Genomic DNA, 21150 nt, shown 5'->3' on the forward strand with positions numbered 1-21150 from the left:
CTATCCCTTGAAACTAGGCTAGTCTCATTTTTTTATTCTCGGGGATGCTTGCATGGAATTTGCCGAAAAGCTGAAGAGTCTGTCCGTCAAAATTCGCCAACAGGGCGCATCCATACAGACAGAAGAAGCAACCAAGAACGCATTTGTAATGCCATTTATCCATGCCGTTCTAGGTTATGACGTATTTGATCCAAGCGAGGTGATACCAGAATACGTGTGCGACGTAGGTACCAAAAAGGGAGAAAAAATCGATTACGCAATCCTAAAGGCAGGTGAAATCCAGATACTAATGGAATGCAAAAAAATTGGTGAGCTACTAACACTCAACAACGCTAGCCAATTATTTCGCTATTTTCACGTAACCAATGCTCGCATCGCCATCCTAACCAACGGTCAAATTTATAAATTCTTTACCGACTTAGATGCTCCAAACAAGATGGATGAGAAGCCCTTCTTGGAGCTTGACCTATTGAACATCGATGAGCATGCCGTGCCCGAACTATTGAAGCTGACCAAAACTGCTTTTGATATCGAGTCAATCGTGAATGCCGCTGGAGAGCTGAAATACGTAAGCCAAATTAAGCGGTTTCTATCAGGATTGATGAGCAACCCTGACGAAGATTTCATAAAGTTTGTGGCATCACGTGTCTATGACGGTGCGGTGACCCAAAAAGTACGTGAGCTGTTTGCTGAGCTCACCCGCAAAGCCTCCGTGCAGTTTCTCAACGACCAAGCGAATGACCGCTTGAAGTCCGCGATTAGCGGGAGCACTCCCGCTACATATGAAGCAAAAGATTCAACCTCCAGCTCTTCAGAACCTCAAGACGATATTGATAACAGGATTGAAACCACGGAAGAGGAAATCGAGGGGTTCATGATTGTAAAGGCAATTGTTCGTCACGCGACCGACGTCAAGCGTATAGCAATGCGGGATAACCAGAGCTATTGCGGAGTCCTGCTAGACGATAACAATCGCAAACCAATCTGCCGCCTTCACTTCAATCGTAGCCAAAAATATCTGGGGGTTTTCGACCAAAACAAAAATGAAACACGCCACCCAATACAGAGCGTAGATGACATCTACAATCACTCCGAACAGCTCATTGAAACAGCTAAATTCTACTTGTGAGCTACCATGCAAGCTCTGGCCGATGAGAACATTCGGCTAGAGCTGCGCTCGAACCGAGACTTGCGATTCAAATATCCAACTCCCTGACCGGGCGAACTTCCACACACCCCACTCGTGCGGCTGGAATATCACCGGCCAATTGAATTGCTTCATTCAAGTCACGTGCATCAATCAAATAGAACCCGGCCAGCTGTTCCTTGGTTTCGGCAAAAGGGCCGTCGGTGATTGAGAGCTGGCCACCACGCTTACGCACGGTCGTTGCACTGTGCACCGGCTGCAACGCTTCGGCGGCAATCATTCGGCCACTTCGTTGCACCGCTTCTGCATAGGCCCAGCATTCCTCGTCTTTCGGGCTGTCCGGTGAGGTGTGTAATTGTTGTTCATTGCTGTAAACCAGGCATAAATACTTCATCACGGCCTCCTTCGCGGCGCTGTGTAGGTGATGCTTATGATCTAGTCGTTTGAGGATATTAGCATTCGACACAGCCCGTTCCATTTAGCTCAAGCCAAAGTTCCCTGACAGCTGGAAACCCTCGTCCTAGAGGGCAAAAACCGGTAATTAAAAAATTCAAAAAAAATACACAGCGCTTAATTTTTCTTAAAGCCAGGCTGCCAATCTGTAATCTTTTAACCCTGGGCAAGTCATACACAACGCATGACGGCCTCGCGCCTGTAGCCAACAGTCAGGGCCATGCTCCCATTACCAACTAACGAGGCAACAAATGACGATCTGAATACTGAACCAAGTGGTGCAAGGGCTGGACATTTTTCAACTGATCGCGATAATTGCTTCAGATCGACAGTGAAAGTCGGCGTCTATACCCAGCAAGCGTTATTTTCATTGACTGTATTTAAAGCCGCCCAGTCGGCGTGTTTTATTGCCAATTGAAAACTGACAGTACGCTTCCACATTAATAGTGACCGTAACAACGAGCCCAACCCGCTCGCGTTGTCACTTCAATAGATAACTCAGACCTTGGGATTTAACGTGACCAAAGACGAACTGCGCGCCGAACTTGAGCGCCAGGCGCAGCGTTACAAGGATGTCTACGGCGGGGAAGTACTGACCTACGCCGCCCAGCCGGAACCGGAACGCAAGCCTTGGCGTAAAAGAGCCTCTCTTCTCGATCAAGCCTTTGATAAAGAGATACAGAAAATCGAAAAAGAGCTGGAAGAAAAAACCGGACCTTGAGTCATCGACTGCCAGACAGAGCTATTGGACCTCCATCTGGCTGACTCGACCTGATGTTTTCAGCGTTTTTTACTGCCTAGCAAAGACCCCAGCAAACCACGCACCAACTGTCGGCCAAACTGGTTAGCGGCTTGGCGTACGGCGGTTTTCATGGCCTGGCTGGCAAAGCCTCCCAGCATATCAGTGGCCATATCCACCAAGCTTTCGTCTTGCTTGACGGATTTGTTCTTGCCTGTGGTCTTAGCGGGTGCCTGGGCCTCTTGCTCAACCTCGGCGGCGGCCGCTCGCGCAGTCAGTAACTCATAGGCGGATTCACGGTCGATTGGCTTGTCATAGCGTCCAGCCAGCGGCGACTGCTTGATCAAGGTGCTGCGCTCGGCCTCGGTCAATGGCCCGACACGCGACTGCGGCGGGGCGATTGACACACGCCGGACCATGCCTGGAGTGCCCTTCTCTTCCATGGTACTGACCAGCGCCTCGCCAATACCAAGCTCGGTGAGCACGCTGAGCGTGTCGAACGCGGGATTGGGACGAAAACCCTCGGCGACCGCGCGTAGGGACTTCTGTTCTTTCGCGGTAAATGCGCGCAAGCCATGTTGAATGCGCAAGCCCAGCTGCGCCAGCACATCGTCGGGCAAGTCGCTTGGCGACTGTGTGACGAAATACACCCCGACGCCTTTGGAGCGAATCAGGCGCACCACCTGTTCCAGGCGCTCCTGCAAAGCCCTGGGCGTATCGGCAAATAACAGATGCGCTTCATCGAAAAACAACGCCAGCACTGGCTTATCTGCATCGCCGCGCTCCGGCAGTTGCTCGAAGAGTTCGGCCAGCAACCACAACAGGAAGGTGGCGTAGACTTTCGGTGCCTCATGCACCAGGCGACTGGCGTCTAGCAAATGCACGCGACCCTGGCCGTTTGGATCGGGCTGAAGAATATCTTCGAGCTGCAAGGCCGGCTCACCAAACAAGGCCTCGGCACCTTGCTGCTCAAGACTGGAAAGCCGGCGCAGCAAAGCCTGGCCTGATGTTTTGGTAAATAGGGCGCCGTCCTCACCGAGCACTTCGGGATGATCCTTCAGATGCCCGAGCAAGGCTTTCAGATCTTTGAGGTCGAGCAACAACAAGCCTTCCCGATCCGCCACTTTAAATGCAGCATAGAGTGCTGCTTGCTGGCTGTCGCTGAGCTCCAGCAGCGAACCGAGGAGCAAAGGCCCCATTTCACTCAAGGTGGTGCGCAGCGGATGGCCACTTTCGCCGTTGATGTCCCAGAGTGAAACCGGGTAGGCCCTGGGCACATGGTTAAGCCAGGGCATGCTGGCAATACGCTCGGCAATCTTGCCTTGAGGATTGCCCTGGGCGCCGACACCGCATAGATCGCCTTTCACATCCGCAGCGAACACCGCGACTCCGGCATCGCTAAAGCTTTCAATCAAACGCTGCAGCGTCACTGTTTTCCCGGTGCCGGTTGCGCCTGCAATCAAACCGTGGCGATTGGCCAGACGCAAGGATTGACCGACCGGCTGTCCTTCAAGATCAGCCCCTAGGATTATTTGCTTTGCTACAGCCATATTTACCGTCCTCTGGATTAAAGCTTCTGGGCCCGACTGCCGACATATCCGACTGTGGAGCCACTGAAAAATGTGATGCAGGCGTTTTTTGCAGGTTCCTTAAGGCCGCTAGTTTGCGTTGCCGCGTATATATCCTTCTCAAAGACTGGCTTCAGTACCCTAGGGGCGCAAGCGTGTATGAACACAAATTTGAAATTCAGTCACAAGATACTGCTGGCTGCTGCCTTGGTGGTAGTTGCAGCATTCTCGATTTTCACACTCTATAACGATTATCTGCAACGCAATGCCATTGCCGAGGACCTCGAAAGTTACCTGCATGAAATGGGCGACATAACCGCCAGCAACATCCAAAACTGGCTATCCGGCCGAATCCTGCTGGTTGAGAGCGCTGCCCAGTCAATATCGAAGAACCCGGATAACGCAGCGGCTGTCGGCCTGCTTGAACAGAAAGCCCTGACTTCAACCTTCGATTTTACTTACCTGGGCGGCACCGACGGCAGCTTTGCCATGCGCCCGGACGACAAGATGCCAGATGGCTACGACCCACGCACCCGGCCCTGGTACAAAGAAGCGCTGGCCACAGCAGGCACCACGCTGACCGAGCCCTATGTTGACGCGGCAACAGGCGGTTTGATTATCACTATCGCCACACCCGCTCCGAATGCGGGCGTGGTTGGCGGCGACTTGAGCATGAAAACCCTGGTCGAGACCATCAACTCCCTGGATTTTGGTGGCATCGGCTTTGCCTTCCTGGTCAATTCGTCCGGTCAAATATTGGTTCATCCGGACAAGTCGCTGGTCATGAAATCACTCAAGGATGTCTACGCTGCCAATGCGCCAACCATCAGCGACACTATCAGCGAGGCTGAGATCAACGGCAGCAAGCGCATCATAAGTTTCACCCCGGTAAAGGGCTTGCCGTCGGTTAACTGGTACCTGGGCCTTTCAATCGACAAGGACAAAGCCTATGCGATGCTCAGTGAATTCCGTACATCAGCCATTGTTGCGACCATCATTGCCGTGGTCCTGATCATGCTGTTGCTAAGTGCCCTGATGCGTGTACTTATGCAGCCGCTGCATACGATGGGCCAGGCCATGCGGGATATCGCCATGGGTGAAGGCGACCTGACACAACGCCTGGCCACAACCAGCAACGATGAATTCGGAGAAATGGCCAAGTCGTTCAATCAGTTCGTTGAACGGATTCACAGCTCGATTCGAGAAGTGTCCTCGGCCACCATCCAGGTGAATGAAGTTGCCAAACTGGTGGTAAACGCCTCGAACTCCTCGATGCTCAACTCTGATGAGCAAGCCAGCCGGACCAACAGTGTCGCCGCCGCAATCAATGAACTTGGCGCCGCAGCCCAGGAAATCGCGCGCAATGCTGCAGACGCATCAACCCAGGCCTCGGATGCGCGTGAGCAAGCAGAGGACGGTCGATCGGTGGTTGAGCGCACAATCGCGGCGATGAATGACCTGTCCGGAAAAATCAGCACCTCTTGCAGCAACATCGAAGCGCTGAACAGCAAGACCGTAAACATCGGCCAGATCCTTGAAGTGATCAAAAGCATCTCGCAACAGACCAACCTGCTGGCACTCAACGCAGCGATTGAAGCCGCACGGGCCGGCGAAGCAGGACGCGGCTTTGCCGTGGTCGCCGATGAAGTGCGCAACCTTGCACACCGCACACAAGAGTCGGCGCAGGAAATCGAAAGCATGATCGAAGAGTTGCAGGTCGGCTCACGCGAATCGGTGACGACCATGACCGAAAGTCAACGTTACAGCGAGGAAAGCGTCGCCATTGCCAACCAGGCCGGCGAACGCCTTGGCAGTGTTACCCAACGTATTGGCGAGATCGACGGCATGAACCAGTCGGTGGCCACTGCAACCGAGGAGCAAACTTCGGTAATCGAATCACTGAACATGGACATCATCGAGATCAACACCCTGAACCAGGAAGGGGTCGAAAACCTGCAGGCCACACTTCGCGCCTGTAGCGATCTGGAGCGCCAGGCAACCCGTCTCAATCAATTGGTGGGCAGCTTCCGTATCTAGCGCGACAAGGGCTTCAAACAGGGCGCCATCATGGCGCCCTGTTTAATTGTGGGGTTGGTCATGCGGCTCCTGGCGAGGATCGTCCCGCTCATCCTCTTGATCAATATTCTGCGTTTGCTTGAGCAGCGCCTGCGCAGCAGAGAAGTCTGCACCGTCCTCGGGGCTTAATTGATCAATGTCGTAACGACTCAGGCAACCCTCGCCAACCGTATCCGGCGCCTTGGACACCGCACGATCAAATGGGTCAGACATGGGTTATCTCCTTGTGCGAAATGACCAGTGGCTTGGCAAACAGCTTAATCAATCCGCCTGCGACCTGCCCTGTTCATGCTGGGCAAACTCCTTGGCGGCACGCAGCACATCACTGCGGCTTATCTGCCCGACCAGCCGACCATCGGCAATCACCGGCATACGTCCCAGCTTGCCTTGCAAAAAGCGCTCGGAGACTTCGATTACGCTGGTTTCCGGGGTAATGGTTTCGATATTGCGACTCATGTAGTCACCAACCGTACCGCCAATCGACTCGTAATAGGCTCCAGACAGGGTTGCCCGCAAACAATCCCCCTCCGATATCAGGCCCACCAGACGCCCCTGTGAATCAACCACCGGAGCCCCGGCAATCCGATGCTCAAGCAATCGATTGATTGCTGTGAATAAATCGGTCTCGGCGCGAAATGTCACCAAGTGGGTGGTCATGTAGTCACGAACCTTGATTGACTTGAGCATAATCGAATTCCTCTAAGCGTCGCCCGGCTGGCGTCTACAAGGCGGTCAATCGAATACAACCGTCTTGTTGTCGTGCACTAGAACACGATCTCCTAAGTGATAGCGTAGCCCACGTGAGAGCACCATTTTTTCAACGTCCTTACCAAGACGCACCATCTCCTCGATGCTTTCACGGTGGCTCACACGTACCACGTCCTGCTCGATGATCGGACCTGCATCCAGTTCCTCGGTGACATAGTGCGAGGTCGCGCCGATCAGCTTGACGCCTCGTAACGACGCCTGGTGATAGGGCTTGGCACCGACGAAGGATGGCAAGAAGCTGTGATGGATATTGATCACGCGTTGCGCGTAATCACGACACAACTGCGGCGGTAATATCTGCATGTAGCGTGCAAGTACAATCACGTCCGCCTGATGCATCTCGATCAAACGTGCCACTTCATCGAAGGCCGGCTGCTTGTCTTGTGGATCAACAGGAACATGGAAGAAAGCAATGCCATGCCACTCCACCATGCTGCGCAAGTCATCGTGGTTGGATATCACGCAAGGTATTTCGCAATCCAGTTCGCCACTGTGCCAGCGATGCAGCAAGTCAGCCAGGCAATGGGACTCACGACTCGCCATCAGCACGACACGCTTCTTGTGATCCGAATCGGTAACTCGCCACTCCATCGAAAACTCACGGGCAATCGGACCGAAGGCCTGCTTGAAGCCGTCTATATCAAAGGGTAGCGAGTCAGCACGAATTTCATGACGCATAAAAAACCAGCCAGTCTGATTATCCGAGTGATGGCTGGCCTCGGTAATCCAACCGTTATAAGTAGCCAGAAAATTACTGACCTTGGCCACAATACCAACACGGTCTGGGCAGGCAATTACCAGCCGAAAAGTGCGCATGAAAAGCTCCTGCTGAATTCACAAAGGCGCCATTCTAGACAGTGCGAGAAAAAACCGCATTAATCCTGACAGTATGGGGCATACAAAAATGCTTAACCCCCACCCAATCAGCAGCCCCAGACAATAGACACAGCAAATAAGGGGCATTGTTTTTTCACACACTCCGTTGTTAGCCCAGGGTAAAACAACCTATTACTTGCAAGAGTGTGACTTTTCTTTATAAACCTGTTTACTTGTGAAAAGTGCATGTCTATTATTTGTTATACGTAGACACCTCAGAATGAATCAAGGTACACAATATGTCGCTGATCAACGAATACCGCGCTACAGAAGAAGCCATCAAAGAACTGCAAGAACGCCTGAAGAATATGTCACAAGATGACAAGCTGCAGAAAGAACTGGAGTTTGAAGGCAAACTGCGCAAACTGATGGGCGAATACCAAAAATCCCTGCGCGACATTATCGCGCTGCTCGATCCAGATGCAAAAGTCAGCAAGAACGCCCGCGCCGGCAAGGCCACCGGCACCAAACGTGCTCGCAAGGTCAAGCAGTACAAGAACCCGCACAATGGTGAAGTCATCGAAACCAAAGGTGGCAACCACAAGACGCTGAAAGAGTGGAAAGCCAAGTGGGGTGGTGACGTGGTTGAAAGCTGGGCTACTTTGCTGGGCTAATCGTCCGCAAGTTGTTCACTGTTTCAACAAAACGCCGGTTAAACCGGCGTTTTTTATGCCAAAAAATCATTGCCAACTATAGTTTGGCCCCTGCCGCCCCAGAAAAATATTAACCCTGTTATTAATGCCTACCGAGCACGGCCCGCAGTCCTACACTAACAGGCGAAAATAATCGACTAAGAAAGCCCGTAGCGCACAGCCAACTGCTCAACATAGGCTTGCCATTCACGCAAAATTAGTTGTTGAGAAGCTGTTGCAGTTAAAAGCGCCTGGTTCATGGCCTCGGCAAACTGGCTTATTGTATTGGGCGCACCATATTCGGGCAGCGTTAAACGGTGCTGGCAAAAAACTTGCCAACGCACTTGCTCTTCCGCACTCAAACTTGATGGCAGGTTGCGGGCCCGATAACGAAACAGCAGCTCGGGTAGCCGCCCATCATCGAACGGCCAACTTTCTGTGGCCAGCTGTTCAGGTTCACAGCTGCGCACTCGCTCGCACAAGTTACGGTCGCGATTACCAATAAAGCCGTCGTAGAGTTGTTGTTCCGGATCATCGCTACCGGCAAATGCTTCATCGCGGTAGATCTCGGGCATTTTCGCCTGCCACTGGGACTGTGCAGCGATTAGCTGATCGGCGCGCCCCTGGAGTTTTGACAAATCGAGCTGCAAACGCTGGATATCAGTGTCTCGCAGCACACTCAATGGCGCGACCACCGGACAACGGTTGATATGCAGCAACTTCAAGGGCACCGGCAACTGGCCTTCGCCCAGTGCATCATGGCGGGTGTATAAACGCTCGCGCAGTGAATCGGCGGTTTCGTCGAGAAGCACGCTGGGGTCACGTTGCAAGTCACACACAATCAGCGCATTGCGGTTACGCGGATGCCAGGCCAGTGGCAGCACTACCGAAAGATAGTGGTTGTCCCCGGCAAAGCGGCCGGAAACATGCACCATCGGCTGCAGTAACTTGACCTGATCCAATACCCGTGACTTGCTACGCAGCTCATACAAATAAGAATAAAGTTTGGGTTGTTTGTCGCGCAGCAGCCGTGCCAGGGCGATAGTTGCGCGCACATCGGACAAGGCATCATGCGCCTGACCATGCTCAATACCGTTGGCCGCGGTCAGCAACTCCAGCTTGAGACTGACCCGCCCCTCCAGCTCGGGCCAGACAATACCTTCGGGGCGCAACGCATAAGCCGTGCGCACCAGATCAATCAAGTCCCAACGGCTATTGCCGCCTTGCCATTCACGCGCATAAGGGTCAAAGAAGTTGCGATACAAGCTGTAGCGCGTGACCTCATCATCAAACCGGATACTGTTGTAGCCCGCACCGCAAGTACCAGGCTGCGATAGCTGTGCATGGACCTGAGCCATGAACTGGGCTTCATCGAGCCCCCACTCCGCCAATACCTGGGGCGTTATGCCGGTAATCATGCAAGCAGCGGGATGCGGCAGAATATCGTCGCTGGGCTTGCAGTAGATATTGAGCGGCTCGCCAATCTCGTTCAGTTGTTCATCGGTACGAATACCGGCCACCTGCAAAGGGCGATCGCGGCGCGGGTCGATACCGGTCGTCTCGTAGTCGTACCAGAAGATACTTGAAGTCACTGTCATGTCCTGAGCAAATGGCTTGTGCAGTCTAACATCGCTTATGGGTCCAATCTTTTGACCAATCAAAAGATTGAGTTGCGGCTTTAATCCACAGATTGTGCCGAGACAGGTTGCCTCGGCGCCTCGCGCTGGCTAGCATCGGGCTTTATTCATCGCAGTCAGCCGATGCCGCATATCGAAAACAGCCCAGAACACGCCACCAGCCAGACCTCGGCCCAGCCCAGTGCCGGGCTGCTGGATACGCGCTACCAAGTCGAAACACCAGAAGGTATCGATCTCACCCTGCGTCCAGCGGGACTTGTCCCTCGCGCGCTGGCGTACAGCATCGACTTGATTATTCGTGGCGTCGTCATGGGCCTGATGTACCTGTTGCTGGGCATGCTCGGCAAACTGGGCATGGGCCTGGGCACTATTTTGCTGTTCCTGGTGACCTGGTGGTACATGGTTCTGTTTGAGGTGCTCAACCAGGGCCGCTCACCTGGCAAGCAATGGATGGGGCTGCGCGTGGTGCACGACGACGGCACGCCGGTTGGCTGGCCGGCCTCGCTGACCCGCAACCTGTTGCGCTTTGTCGATATCCTGCCGATGGGCTACACCTTTGGCATTCTCAGTTGCCTCAACAGCCCGACATTCAAGCGTTTGGGCGATATCGCCGCCGGTACCCTGGTAGTTTACCGCGAGGAAAAACCGCAGCCCCCGATCCTGCCTGAAGCGGAGGCCATACGCGCTCCCTTCGCGCTCAGCCTGAAAGAACAACGCGCAATTCTTGGCTTCGCTGAACGCGCCAATGGTCTGTCGAAAGAACGCCGTATCGAACTGGCAGGCATCATCGCGCAACAGCTGCAGGTACCTGCCGAACAAGCCGAGCACAGGCTCAATGGGATTGCCCATAGCCTGGTGGGGCCAAGATGAAGCAGAGCCAATTCGAAAGCCATTACCAAGCCAGCTGGAAAGACTTTGCCAGCAAGCTGGATGGCCTGGAAAAAACCGGCAAGACCGATGCAGCTCACAGCAAAGGCTTCGCAGCCGATTACCGGCGCATTTGCCAGCACCTCTCGCTGGCCCAGGCCCGCGGTTACAGCAACTACTTGATTGAGCATCTGCAACAACTGGCTTTGCGTGGCCATCAGCAGCTCTACCGGCATCGCAGCACCATTGGTGCGCAACTTGTGGGCTTCTTGCTCAGTGGCTTCCCCCGTCTGGTTCGAGCCCAGTGGCGCTTTGTAGCCGCTGCCAGCCTGCTGTTCTTTGGCAGCCTGATCACCATGGGCTTGCTGGTCTATTTGTTCCCTCACCTGGTCTACAGCGTGGTCGACCCGCAACAGGTGGCCAGCATGGAAAGCATGTACGACCCGGAAGCAAGTCGCCTCGGCCGCTTCAGTGAGCGTGGCGCCGGCGACGACTGGATGATGTTCGGCTTCTACATCATGAACAACATCGGCATTGCCTTCCAGACATTCGCCAGCGGCTTGCTACTGGGCCTGGGCAGCTTGTTCTTCCTTCTGTTCAACGGCGTGATGATAGGTGCGGTGGCCGGCCACCTGACACAAATAGGCTACAGCGAAACATTCTGGTCGTTCGTCATCGGTCATGGTGCTTTCGAGCTAACCGCCATCGCCCTTGCTGGTGCTGCGGGTTTGAAACTTGGCTGGGCATTACTCGCTCCCGGCCGCTTGCCGCGCATGGAGGCCTTGCGCCTGGCCGCGGCAGTCAGCATTCGCCTGGTTGCCGGGGCTGCAGTGTTTCTGTTGCTCGCCGCGTTTATCGAGGCCTATTGGTCATCCATGACCTTTGCCACACCGCATGTTAAATACGCGGTAGGCGCCGCGCTCTGGGCATTGGTCTTGAGTTACCTGACCCTTGCAGGCCGAGGTGTACATGCGCCTGACTGAAGCCAGCGTAGCAATTCGGCCACGCAGCAACTGGGAAGCAATGGACCTGGGAGTGCTGCTTGCGCGGCGACATGCCGGGTTACTGATGGCCAGCTGGGCACTGGTCACCCTGCCGATATTCGCCCTGCTTTGCCTGGTATTCTGGGATTCGCCGGGCATTGCCATGTTCGTATTCTGGTGGCTCAAGCCAGCCTATGAACGATTACCGCTATACATTTTATCCAACTGCTTGTTTGGCAATACGCCGACACTAAAACAAGCCCTCAAAGCCTATCCCCGCCTGCTCAAGCCGCAACTACTGGCCAGCTTGACCTGGCGCCGCCTGAGCACAACGCGCAGCTTTGACATGCCGGTCATGCAGCTCGAAGGCCTATCCGGAACAGCCCGCAGCCAGCGCCTGGCAGTGCTCGGCCACAAGAATACCGGGACCGCAACCTGGCTGACAGTCGTCGGCGTCCACCTTGAAATGGCCCTGAGCCTTGGCCTGGCCACCCTGTTCTACCTGATGCTGCCCCAGCAACTCGAACTGGACTGGAGCTGGCAAAGCCTGATTGCCCCTGGCCAGAACGACTGGATGTGGCTCGAACACCTGTCCAACGGACTCTATGCCTTGCTCCTGATTGTCTGGGAGCCGGTCTATGTAGCCTGCGGCTTTTGCCTGTACCTGAATCGCCGCACCGCGCTGGAAGCCTGGGATATCGAACTGGTATTTCGCCAACTGCAGCAACGCCTCAAAGGCATAGCCTATGCCCTGCTACTGGGCGCTGGCCTGCTCTTCAGCCAGTTACCCGGCACCGCCATGGCCAACCCGGAACTAAAGGCCTCCAGTACCAGCGCTGAATTGACAAGCGGGCCACATCTCACCCCCGACCCTCTTGGACCGCACGCCGAGCGTTTGCAGAAGCAGGCCCTTAGCAGCCAGGCAGCGCAGCAGAGCATTACCCAGCTTCTCGATAAACCACCGTTTAAAAACCCGGAAACAGTCACGCGCTGGCGCTTGCGGGACGAGGCCGACGCCAACAAGGAAGAGTTCACGCCGGACCCAGACTTTCTAGAGTCACTGTTTTCAGGTTTGAAGACCTTGGGAAAACTGTGGGAGTCAATGGAAACCCTGGCCAGAGTATTCTCAGTTCTGCTCTGGGCTGGGCTGCTAGCCCTTATCGCATGGGTACTGTGGCGTTATCGAGACTGGTTAAGCACTTTCACCGGCCGTTTTGGCTTGCCCCAGCGCCCCCACAAACTACCGCCGAGCCAGATGTTTGGCCTGGAGGTCACGCCTGAAAGCCTGCCCGATGATATTTGCCGTGAAGTCAGCCAACTCTGGGAGCATGAGCCACGCGCAGCGTTGAGCCTGCTCTACCGCGCCTTGCTCAGCCGTTTGCTGCATGACTATAAACTCGCCCTGAAAAGCGCCCACACCGAGTCAGAAGTGCTGCAACTGGTTGCAAGCCTGCAACAGCCTTCGCTTGAGCAATTCAGCTCAAGCCTGACCCTGCATTGGCAAAACCTGGCCTACGGACACCGCCTGCCGCCAGCCACGGCCAAGCAATCACTGTGCAACAGTTGGCGCCAGCTGTTTGAGCCTGGAGTCGAGGCATGAACCGTCGTACCGGTTTTCTCCTCGGCGCCCTGCTGATTCTTGCCCTTGGCTGGCTTGCCAGCTATTTGCTGGGTCGGGCTGAATCCTATGAAAGGGTAATCGACCATGGCGCGGCGCCTGAAGTTAAAGCCAACCCCTACTTTGCCGCGCAGTCCTTTTTACGCGCCCAAGGTGTCAAGGTTGAGACCGCCGACAGCCTGGCCAAGCTGAGCCAACTGCCCAGTGCCGGACACAGCCTGTTACTGCTGGGGGATCGCGAGAAAGTCACGCCACAGCAAACCCAGCGGCTGCTCGACTGGGCAGCCAAAGGCGGACATCTGATATTTGTCGCGGAACGCTTGTGGGATGACAAGAAAGGCAAGAGTGGTGATTTACTTCTCGACAGCCTGGGCATCCAGCAACTTGAAAGCGATGACCTCGACAAGCCCGAAGACGCCAAGGGCGCAGCCGAGCAACCTGCCGCTGCAACCCAGGGCGAAACTGATGAGGCAGAACAACATGGCCTTTCACAATTGGAGCAGTTGTCGCAAAGCGATCCCGATGAAGCGCAGGCCGCAGCCCCGGCACCTGACAAAGAGCAAGATGCCTATCCCAAGCTGACCAAGCTCTATCTTGAAAACGAGCAAGCGCCGGCCTACATCGGCTTCGACACCGACTTTCATCTTTATGACGCCAAGAACCTTGCCACAGCCTGGGCCAATAGCGCGCAATCAACCCACATGCTCCAGCTCTATCATGGCGACGGCTTGATCACGGTATTGACCGATAGCTGGATCTGGCAAAACAATAAAATCGCCAAGTACGACAATGCCTGGCTACTTTGGTACCTGACCCAGGAAAGCGACGTCACCATGCTCTTTCGCGCCGACCATGATGGCCTGCTGAGCTTGCTCTGGGAGTACTTCCCACAAGCGCTATTGGCCCTTGGCTTGCTCCTGGCACTTACGCTTTGGAGCGTCGGCATGCGCCAGGGCCCGCTGCAACTACCGGCAAGCTTCAGCCGCAGACAGCTGCAAGAACATATCCGCGCCAGCGCCGACTTCAGCCTCAGGCGCAGCGGCCAACAGACTCTGCTCCAAGGCTTGCAACTGGATATCCAACGTCGCGCACGCAAGCGCCACCCTGGGTTTGAACGTTTGCCAGTGGCAGACCAATGGTTGGTTCTCAGCCGGCTGACACGCCTTTCCACCAGCACAATTGGTAAAGCCATGCGGCCACTGCCTCAGCAACGGCTAACCGCCACCGACTTCACCCGCCAGGTTGCCAACCTGCAAACCCTCAGGAATGCCCTATGAGCGAACATACTCCGGACCAGCCCAGCGCCAGCCCTGCAACCAGCCCAGCACCGGCCAGTTCGGCTGCCAATACGGCACAACAGCGCCAGCGCGCCAGCCAACTCGCCCAAGCGCTGCGCCTGGAACTGCAAAAGGCCCTGATCGGCCAGGCCCAGGTCATTGACGATGTACTGACCGCATTGATTGCAGGCGGCCATGTATTGATTGAAGGCGTCCCCGGCCTGGGCAAGACCTTGCTGGTACGCGCCCTGGCCAAATGCTTTGGCGGTGAGTTCTCGCGAATCCAGTTCACCCCGGACCTGATGCCCAGCGATGTCACAGGGCATGCGGTCTACGACCTGCAAAGCGAGCAATTCAAACTGCGTAAAGGCCCGGTATTCACCAACCTGCTGCTGGCGGATGAAATCAACCGCGCCCCAGCCAAGACCCAGGCGGCACTGCTTGAGGTGATGCAGGAGCGCCAAGTCACCCTTGAAGGCCGAGCGCTGGTCGTGCCGCTGCCCTTTATGGTTTTGGCCACGCAAAACCCCATCGAACAGGAAGGCACCTACCCGTTGCCAGAAGCCGAGCTCGACCGTTTCATGCTCAAGCTGCGCATGGATTATCCGCAGCAAGACGAAGAAATGCTCATGGTTCGCCAGGTGACCCGCTCCAGCAAGGCCGACATGCTTGAAGTCGCCCCGCTACGGACTCTGCTGCAAGGCAAAGACGTGCAAGCCTTGCAGAAGATCGCCAGCGACTTGCCAGTTGACGAGCAGGTTCTTGACTATGCCGTACGCCTGGCCCGCGCCACGCGCAGCTGGCCTGGATTTGCAATCGGCGCCGGTCCCCGCGCCTCGATTGCACTGGTACGCGGCAGCCGGGCCCGTGCGCTATTACGCGGCGGGGATTTCGTTATCCCGGACGACATCAAAGGCTGTGCATTGGCGATTCTGCGCCATCGCGTAAGGCTGTCACCCGAGCTGGATATTGAAGGTTTGTCGGTTGACCAGGTCCTGCAACAGCTACTCGACCAGGTACCGGCGCCACGTCTATGACAACTGTCATCACTTGCTATTGGCTGGCTGCGCGATGAAACCGGCACCTCGCCTGCTTATCGCCATGGCGATCCTGCTGCTCTGCGCCTTGCTGCTCGGGGCCTTGGATGCATTGGCAATAGAGCTGCCCGCGATCATCAACTCGCTCTGGTGGACACTGCTGATTTTACTCGGCGTGGCAGCACTGATTGATGCCTGGCTATTGCACAAAGCGCCCTCGCCGAGCCTCGAACGTAACTTGCCCGGGCAACTGCCGCTGGGACGCTGGAGCGATGTGCAACTGACCCTGCACCATGGCTACAACCAACAGACGCAAGTGCAGTTATTCGACCACTCGCCCCAGGACATGGCCACCGAGCATCTACCCCAAGACGTGGTATTGAGACCCGGTGAACAAACCCGCACCAGCTACCGGGTGCGACCATTGGTACGTGGCCACTTCCGCTTCCCACGGGCTGAGATCAGCTTGCCTAGCCGCCTGGGCTTGTGGAACGGCCGGCGACGGCTTGAACTGGCTGGGGAAACCCGGGTTTACCCTGACTTTGCGCGCCTGCACGGCGCACAGCTGCTGGCGGTCGACGACTGGTTGAGCCAGATCGGTGTCCGCCAGCATCAACGGCGTGGCTTGGGCATGGAGTTCCACCAACTACGTGAATTTCGCGATGGCGACTCCCTACGCCAGATCGACTGGAAAGCCACTGCTCGCAAGCGCACGCCAATCGCCCGCGAATATCAGGACGAACGCGACCAGCAGCTTGTGTTTATGCTCGACTGCGGCCGACGCATGCGCAGCCAGGACGGCGAGCTTTCACATTTCGACCATGCCCTCAACGCCAGCCTGCTCTTGAGCTACATAGCGCTGCGCCAGGGAGACGCAGTGGGCCTGAGCACCTTTGCCAGCGACCAGCACCGCTACCTCGCACCTGTCAAAGGCGTTGCCCAGCTCAATGTATTGCTCAACGCAGTCTATGACCTCAAGAGCACTCAACTGCCGGCCGACTATAGCGCGGCGACTGATGCGCTACTGAGCCGCCAGCGTCGCCGGGCACTGGTGGTGATAGTCACCAACCTGCGCGATGAGGATGACCAGGAGCTGCTTAATGCGGTTAAACGCCTGGGCCGCCAGCATCGCGTATTGGTCGCCAGCTTGCGCGAAGAGGTGCTGGATGCGTTGCGTCAGACACCCGTGCAGAACCTCGATTCAGCACTGGCTTACTGCGGCACGGTCGACTATCTCAACGCCCGCGACAAACTGCACGAGCGGCTACTGGCCAACAATGTCCCGGTGCTTGATGCCCGCCCAAGCGAGTTGGGGCCGGAATTGGTCAGCCGTTATCTAGCCTGGAAGAAAGCAGGCGTTATCTAGCCACAAACAAAAAAACCGCTGTTATAAGCTGCTGCCAAAGTCAGAGCAGCTTATAAAGCGGTTTCGGCCTGCGCGATGATGATCAGGCGATGGACTTGATCAACTCGATGTAAGGCTGGGCATTGCGTTGATCTTCAATCAAGGCAACAAAGTCCTTGCCGTCGGCGTCCTTGGCATTGACGTCATAGCCGGCTGCCACGAAAAAGCCGAGGAAACGCTCGAAATCATCGATGCGCAGCCCGCGATAGGCTTTTACCAGCTTGTGCAGCGAAGGTGGCGTGTCATCAGCGGGTTCGACATCGAGGAACAACTTGATCGGCTCGTCACCAATCTCTTCACCAATCACTTGTTTCTTGTCTTTACGCATCACAGACTCCAGCTAAACCGGGCTTCACGGGGCGGCAAGTGTACCCCGCAGACCCATTGCGCTCAACGCTCAGTCGAGCGACTCGAATTGGGCGCGCATCCAACCCAGGTACTGCGCCACCTCTAGGCTGCCTTCGCGCGGCGCCCAACTGGCATGCTCGCCCTCACCTATCGGCAGGTAGGGACCGGCCTTGCATTCAAACAGAATGCTGTCGGCCTCAAGCACGACCAAGGCATGGAAGATCCCCGGTGGCAGATCAACCCCCACGCAATCAGAACCCGCCGCCAGAATTCGCTTATCCTGCACGGCCCCGTCCTGGTCGAATATCAACAGGCCCAGGCGTCCCTTTACCACCAGCAGCGCTTCAGCCTTGTCCGCACGAAGGTGGCGGTGAGGCGGGATGTAGGTGTCTGGCTGCAAACCAATAGCCATGCGATGACAGGGTTCCTGCATTTCATGGAAATTGTGATGCTGGCGCTGGCGCGGATTCTGCTCAGCCTTGCGCGCTAGATCGGCAAACAAGGCCTGGTCGAGAAATGCAGGGCTGCGCACGGGCTTACATGCCTTTGACGGCAAAGATACCCGCGGCGTTGCGCCAGTAACCCTTGTAGTCCATGCCATAGCCAAAGATGTAGCGATCAATGCAGGGCAAGCCAACGTAGTCGGCTTTCAGGTCCGGACGCGCCTTGCGGTCATGATCTTTATCAACCAGCACCGCAGTATGCACAGCGCGAGCGCCTGCATGGTGGCAAAAGTCGATAATAGCGCCGAGGGTGTGGCCTTCATCGAGGATGTCATCAATGATCAGGACATCGCGATCAATAAACGAGACCTCGGGCTTGGCCTTCCAGAACAGGTCGCCGCCGCTGGTCTCGTTGCGATAACGGGTCGCGTGCAGGTAGGACAGTTCCAGCGGGAAGTTGAGCTTGGGCAGCAACTTGCCGGAGAAGATCAGCCCACCGTTCATGACACAGAAAACCACTGGATTGGTCTCAGCCATCTCGGCATTGATAACTTCAGCCATTTTTGCGATGGCCGCTTCGACCTGCTCGTCGGTATACAGACAATCAGCCTCAGCCATTACCTGGCGGATGTGCGCGAGATCAGCAGACATGGTCGTTCCTCTTGGGGTTAGCGCAACACGAAAACCTGATCGGTGCGTCAAAATAAAAGTCGGCAAAGGTACGCATCTGTCTGCCTTCGAGCAAGCCTTCGCAGACAAACGTAGCGTTATTTGTGCAAGGTATTCTGGCTTTTTTGAGGATAATTGCCACAAATCAACCAAACCCACCTTAATTCAGGTGACATCGAAGTAGAACAGTGCCGCCCTTTATTGCACTTAATGCTTTAATCTAAGCCAGTTTTTTTTGCCAGCCCAGTCGGAGAGCTCCAACACATGCCAATCCAAGAGATTCGTCACCCGCTGATTCGCCACAAAATCGGCCTGATGCGTCGCGCTGATATCAGCACCAAGAACTTCCGTGAACTGGCCCAGGAAGTCGGCGCCCTGCTGACCTATGAAGCAACCAAGGACCTGCCGCTGGAAACCTACGAGATTGCCGGGTGGTGCGGTCCGGTTCAAGTGGAAAAGATCTCTGGCAAGAAAATCACGGTCGTACCTATTTTGCGCGCCGGGATTGGCATGCTCGAAGGCGTACTGAGCTTGATCCCGGGCGCCAAGGTCAGTGCCGTTGGTGTCGCGCGCAATGAGGAAACCCTGCAAGCACACACTTACCTGGAAAAACTGGTCCCGGAAATCGATGAGCGCCTGGCAATGATTATCGACCCGATGCTGGCGACCGGCGGCTCGATGGTTGCAACTATCGACCTGCTGAAGAAAGCTGGCTGCAAGGAAATCCGCGCCATGGTGCTGGTTGCGGCGCCTGAAGGGATCAAGGCAGTCATGGACGCTCACCCGGACGTTTCGATCTACACCGCGTCTATCGACGAACGCCTCAACGAAAATGGCTACATCATTCCTGGGCTGGGTGATGCGGGCGATAAAATTTTCGGCACCAAGCAAAAGGACGCCTAAGCATGCAAGACCAGATGCAAGACGCCACGTGGCGTCAGGCGTTGGCCGGTTCACAAATGCTATTCGTGGCATTCGGCGCGCTGGTGCTGATGCCACTGATCACCGGCATGGACCCCAATGTCGCGCTGTTTACAGCAGGTCTTGGCACACTGATTTTCCAGCTGGTCACCAAGAACCAGGTCCCGGTATTTCTCGCCTCGTCTTTCGCCTTCATTGCCCCCATCCTGGCGGCTAAAGCTGACTTTGGCCTACCCGCCACGCTCGGCGGCCTGGTTGCTGCGGGCCTGGTCTACATGCTTCTGGCCGGGGCGGTCAGAATCAAGGGCACCGGTTTTATCGACCGTTTACTGCCTCCGGTGGTCATTGGCCCTGTCATCATGTCCATTGGCCTGGGCCTGGCGCCCGTCGCCGCCAATATGGCCATGGGTAAAGCCGGTGATGGCAGCGCCCAATTGGTGCCTTATGACACGGCCCTGATGATCTCGCTTCCGGCGCTGATTACGACCCTGATAGTCGCGGTGGTCGGCAAGGGCATCTTCAAGCTTATTCCCATCCTGCTTGGCGTGGCGGTCGGTTATAGCCTGGCCTGGGTGCTTGGCGTAATCGAGTTCGCCCCGATTGCCGCAGCGCCCTGGCTGGCAGTGCCCAACTTTGTGGCCCCCGAGCTGAACTGGAGCGCAATACTCTTCATGCTACCGGTGGCCATAGCCCCAGCCATCGAGCACATAGGCGATGTGTTGGCAATTGGCACTGTCACGGGCAAGAACTACCTGAAGAAGCCAGGCCTGCATCGCACCTTGCTCGGTGATGGCCTGGCAACATCGGCCGCCGGCCTGCTCGGCGGCCCGCCTAATACAACCTATTCGGAAGTCACTGGCGCGGTAATGCTGACCAAGAACTTCAACCCCAAGGTAATGGTCTGGGCAGCACTCATTGCCATGATCCTGGCATTCATTGGTAAGTTCGGTGCCGTCCTGCAAAGCATCCCTGTGCCCGTGATGGGCGGGATTCTATGCCTGCTGTTCGGCTCCATCGCGGTGGTCGGGCTAAATACCCTGATCCGCCATCAGGTGGATCTCTCCGAGGCGCGTAACCTGGTTGTGGTTGCTGTCACCCTGGTGTTTGGTATTGGCGGCATGGTCATTGGTGCTGGCGATGTCAGCCTCAAGGGCATCTCGCTCTGCGGTATAGTCGCGATCTTGCTTAACCTGGTGCTGCCGGGTGGCGATGGCTGGCACAACAAGCGCCTCAGCGACGATAGCTGACAGCTCGCGACTCAAGGCCCGAGTCACCGGCTAAAAAGCGCGCCCAACAGTTCATTGATCTGTTGCGCGCGCGGCCGCAGCGGTTTTTGATGCCTAGCGCTGACTGTTCAAGCGGCGCACTTCACGCTGGACCATGCTCGCGTATTCAGGCGGCGTGAGTTGCGCAACCTGCTCACGCACCCACTCGTCCCACTTGCCCTTGCGCTTGCTCTTCTCACCAAACAGGCGCGCGGCATCGACCTTCGAGCGCTGCAGGTTTTGTTGCCACAACTCGAACAAACGCGCTTTCTCAGCCTCTCCAGCATTACGCTCTTCAGCGGATTTGTTCGCCAGATTAAAACTCATTGAGCACTCCTGTCGCAGAAAAAGGGGCGGATTCTACGCACTTTTCGCTTCACATTCAGGTTTATTCAGCCAACAAAACCCAGGATCAATTCCG

At 55.9% G+C, this 21150-nt stretch carries 22 protein-coding genes and 1 pseudogene; 13 read left to right on the top strand and 10 right to left on the bottom strand.

Going from position 1 to position 21150, the window contains the following annotated elements:
• Nucleotides 1-52 precede the first annotated feature (52 nt).
• Nucleotides 53-1129: a type I restriction enzyme HsdR N-terminal domain-containing protein gene (locus CHB79_RS07765; RefSeq protein ID WP_089359479.1), complete on the top strand. Its 1077-nt coding sequence runs from the start codon at nt 53-55 to the stop codon at nt 1127-1129.
• 67 nt (nt 1130-1196) lie between these two features.
• Here CHB79_RS07765 and CHB79_RS07770 read toward each other — a convergent pair whose 3' ends face one another.
• The gene (locus CHB79_RS07770) at nt 1197-1541 is read right to left on the bottom strand and encodes a YciI family protein (RefSeq protein WP_010486465.1); all 345 of its coding nucleotides are present in this window, start codon (nt 1539-1541) and stop codon (nt 1197-1199) included.
• A 576-nt stretch (nt 1542-2117) separates the two neighbouring features.
• Here CHB79_RS07770 and CHB79_RS07775 point away from each other — a divergent pair.
• Nucleotides 2118-2321: a hypothetical protein gene (locus CHB79_RS07775; protein ID WP_010486464.1), complete on the top strand. Its 204-nt coding sequence runs from the start codon at nt 2118-2120 to the stop codon at nt 2319-2321.
• Between the two features lie 59 nt (nt 2322-2380).
• Here CHB79_RS07775 and CHB79_RS07780 read toward each other — a convergent pair whose 3' ends face one another.
• Nucleotides 2381-3889 carry a helicase HerA-like domain-containing protein gene (locus tag CHB79_RS07780; RefSeq protein WP_089359480.1) on the bottom strand — a complete coding sequence of 503 codons (1509 nt, stop codon included), beginning with the start codon at nt 3887-3889 and terminating at the stop codon, nt 2381-2383.
• A gap of 177 nt (nt 3890-4066) precedes the next feature.
• On the opposite strand from CHB79_RS07780, the pseudogene CHB79_RS22400 reads away from it, so the two are divergent.
• Together CHB79_RS22400 and CHB79_RS22405 are read left to right on the top strand one after the other, a co-directional pair.
• A pseudogene (locus CHB79_RS22400) lies at nt 4067-5086 on the top strand (HAMP domain-containing protein); the annotation flags it as partial.
• Nucleotides 5087-5179: 93 nt separating this feature from the next.
• Nucleotides 5180-5944 (top strand): methyl-accepting chemotaxis protein, encoded by a 765-nt coding sequence (locus CHB79_RS22405; protein WP_425439594.1) that lies wholly within the window; start codon nt 5180-5182, stop codon nt 5942-5944.
• A 42-nt stretch (nt 5945-5986) separates the two neighbouring features.
• Here CHB79_RS22405 and CHB79_RS07790 read toward each other — a convergent pair whose 3' ends face one another.
• The 3 genes from CHB79_RS07790 to purU are packed head-to-tail and all read right to left on the bottom strand — an operon-like array spanning nt 5987 to nt 7567.
• Nucleotides 5987-6196 carry a hypothetical protein gene (locus tag CHB79_RS07790; protein WP_089359482.1) on the bottom strand — a complete coding sequence of 70 codons (210 nt, stop codon included), beginning with the start codon at nt 6194-6196 and terminating at the stop codon, nt 5987-5989.
• A 48-nt stretch (nt 6197-6244) separates the two neighbouring features.
• On the bottom strand, nt 6245-6670 hold the full coding sequence (locus CHB79_RS07795; RefSeq protein ID WP_010486458.1) for a CBS domain-containing protein: 426 nt from the start codon (nt 6668-6670) through the stop codon (nt 6245-6247).
• 45 nt (nt 6671-6715) lie between these two features.
• Nucleotides 6716-7567, bottom strand: coding sequence for a formyltetrahydrofolate deformylase (gene purU, locus CHB79_RS07800; protein WP_010486456.1), 852 nt, complete (start codon nt 7565-7567; stop codon nt 6716-6718).
• Nucleotides 7568-7866: 299 nt separating this feature from the next.
• Here purU and mvaT point away from each other — a divergent pair, with 299 nt between their 5' ends.
• Nucleotides 7867-8241, top strand: a complete 375-nt coding sequence (mvaT, locus tag CHB79_RS07805; RefSeq protein ID WP_010486454.1) for a histone-like nucleoid-structuring protein MvaT — start codon at nt 7867-7869, stop codon at nt 8239-8241.
• A 176-nt stretch (nt 8242-8417) separates the two neighbouring features.
• Here mvaT and sbcB read toward each other — a convergent pair whose 3' ends face one another.
• The gene (gene sbcB, locus CHB79_RS07810; RefSeq protein ID WP_425439588.1) at nt 8418-9857 is read right to left on the bottom strand and encodes an exodeoxyribonuclease I; all 1440 of its coding nucleotides are present in this window, start codon (nt 9855-9857) and stop codon (nt 8418-8420) included.
• Between the two features lie 162 nt (nt 9858-10019).
• Here sbcB and CHB79_RS07815 point away from each other — a divergent pair, with 162 nt between their 5' ends.
• From CHB79_RS07815 to CHB79_RS07840, 6 genes are read left to right on the top strand one after another with little or no spacing between them, the layout of a single operon-like run.
• Nucleotides 10020-10766, top strand: coding sequence for an RDD family protein (locus CHB79_RS07815; protein WP_089359484.1), 747 nt, complete (start codon nt 10020-10022; stop codon nt 10764-10766).
• A complete protein-coding gene (locus tag CHB79_RS07820; protein ID WP_010486449.1) occupies nt 10763-11746 on the top strand; it encodes a stage II sporulation protein M in 984 nt (327 codons plus the stop codon). Before CHB79_RS07815 ends, CHB79_RS07820 begins: the two co-directional genes overlap by 4 nt.
• Nucleotides 11733-13346, top strand: coding sequence for a DUF4129 domain-containing protein (locus tag CHB79_RS07825; RefSeq protein WP_089359485.1), 1614 nt, complete (start codon nt 11733-11735; stop codon nt 13344-13346). Before CHB79_RS07820 ends, CHB79_RS07825 begins: the two co-directional genes overlap by 14 nt.
• Nucleotides 13343-14641: a DUF4350 domain-containing protein gene (locus CHB79_RS07830; RefSeq protein WP_089359486.1), complete on the top strand. Its 1299-nt coding sequence runs from the start codon at nt 13343-13345 to the stop codon at nt 14639-14641. The genes CHB79_RS07825 and CHB79_RS07830 overlap by 4 nt, the downstream gene beginning before the upstream one ends.
• Nucleotides 14638-15678 (top strand): AAA family ATPase, encoded by a 1041-nt coding sequence (locus tag CHB79_RS07835; protein WP_010486446.1) that lies wholly within the window; start codon nt 14638-14640, stop codon nt 15676-15678. The genes CHB79_RS07830 and CHB79_RS07835 overlap by 4 nt, the downstream gene beginning before the upstream one ends.
• Nucleotides 15679-15712: 34 nt before the next feature.
• Entirely contained in the window at nt 15713-17044 is a 1332-nt protein-coding gene (locus CHB79_RS07840) for a DUF58 domain-containing protein (RefSeq protein ID WP_089359487.1), read from the top strand.
• Between the two features lie 82 nt (nt 17045-17126).
• Here CHB79_RS07840 and CHB79_RS07845 read toward each other — a convergent pair whose 3' ends face one another.
• The 3 genes from CHB79_RS07845 to CHB79_RS07855 form a co-directional block, all read right to left on the bottom strand.
• Entirely contained in the window at nt 17127-17411 is a 285-nt protein-coding gene (locus CHB79_RS07845) for a PA4642 family protein (RefSeq protein ID WP_010486442.1), read from the bottom strand.
• A 69-nt stretch (nt 17412-17480) separates the two neighbouring features.
• Complete coding sequence (locus CHB79_RS07850; protein ID WP_089359488.1) at nt 17481-17963, bottom strand: WbuC family cupin fold metalloprotein; 483 nt, start codon at nt 17961-17963, stop codon at nt 17481-17483.
• A gap of 4 nt (nt 17964-17967) precedes the next feature.
• On the bottom strand, nt 17968-18525 hold the full coding sequence (locus tag CHB79_RS07855) for a hypoxanthine-guanine phosphoribosyltransferase (RefSeq protein ID WP_089359489.1): 558 nt from the start codon (nt 18523-18525) through the stop codon (nt 17968-17970).
• 282 nt (nt 18526-18807) lie between these two features.
• Here CHB79_RS07855 and upp point away from each other — a divergent pair, with 282 nt between their 5' ends.
• Both upp and CHB79_RS07865 read left to right on the top strand, forming a co-directional pair.
• On the top strand, nt 18808-19446 hold the full coding sequence (gene upp / locus CHB79_RS07860) for a uracil phosphoribosyltransferase (RefSeq protein ID WP_010486437.1): 639 nt from the start codon (nt 18808-18810) through the stop codon (nt 19444-19446).
• Nucleotides 19447-19448: 2 nt separating this feature from the next.
• On the top strand, nt 19449-20711 hold the full coding sequence (locus CHB79_RS07865) for a uracil-xanthine permease family protein (protein WP_089359490.1): 1263 nt from the start codon (nt 19449-19451) through the stop codon (nt 20709-20711).
• A gap of 93 nt (nt 20712-20804) precedes the next feature.
• Here CHB79_RS07865 and CHB79_RS07870 read toward each other — a convergent pair whose 3' ends face one another.
• Entirely contained in the window at nt 20805-21056 is a 252-nt protein-coding gene (locus tag CHB79_RS07870; RefSeq protein WP_010486434.1) for a hypothetical protein, read from the bottom strand.
• Between the last annotated feature and the right edge of the window lie 94 nt (nt 21057-21150).

Origin of the sequence: Pseudomonas segetis, from assembly GCF_900188155.1 — a bacterium.
Taxonomy (GTDB): Bacteria; Pseudomonadota; Gammaproteobacteria; order Pseudomonadales; family Pseudomonadaceae; genus Aquipseudomonas; species Aquipseudomonas segetis.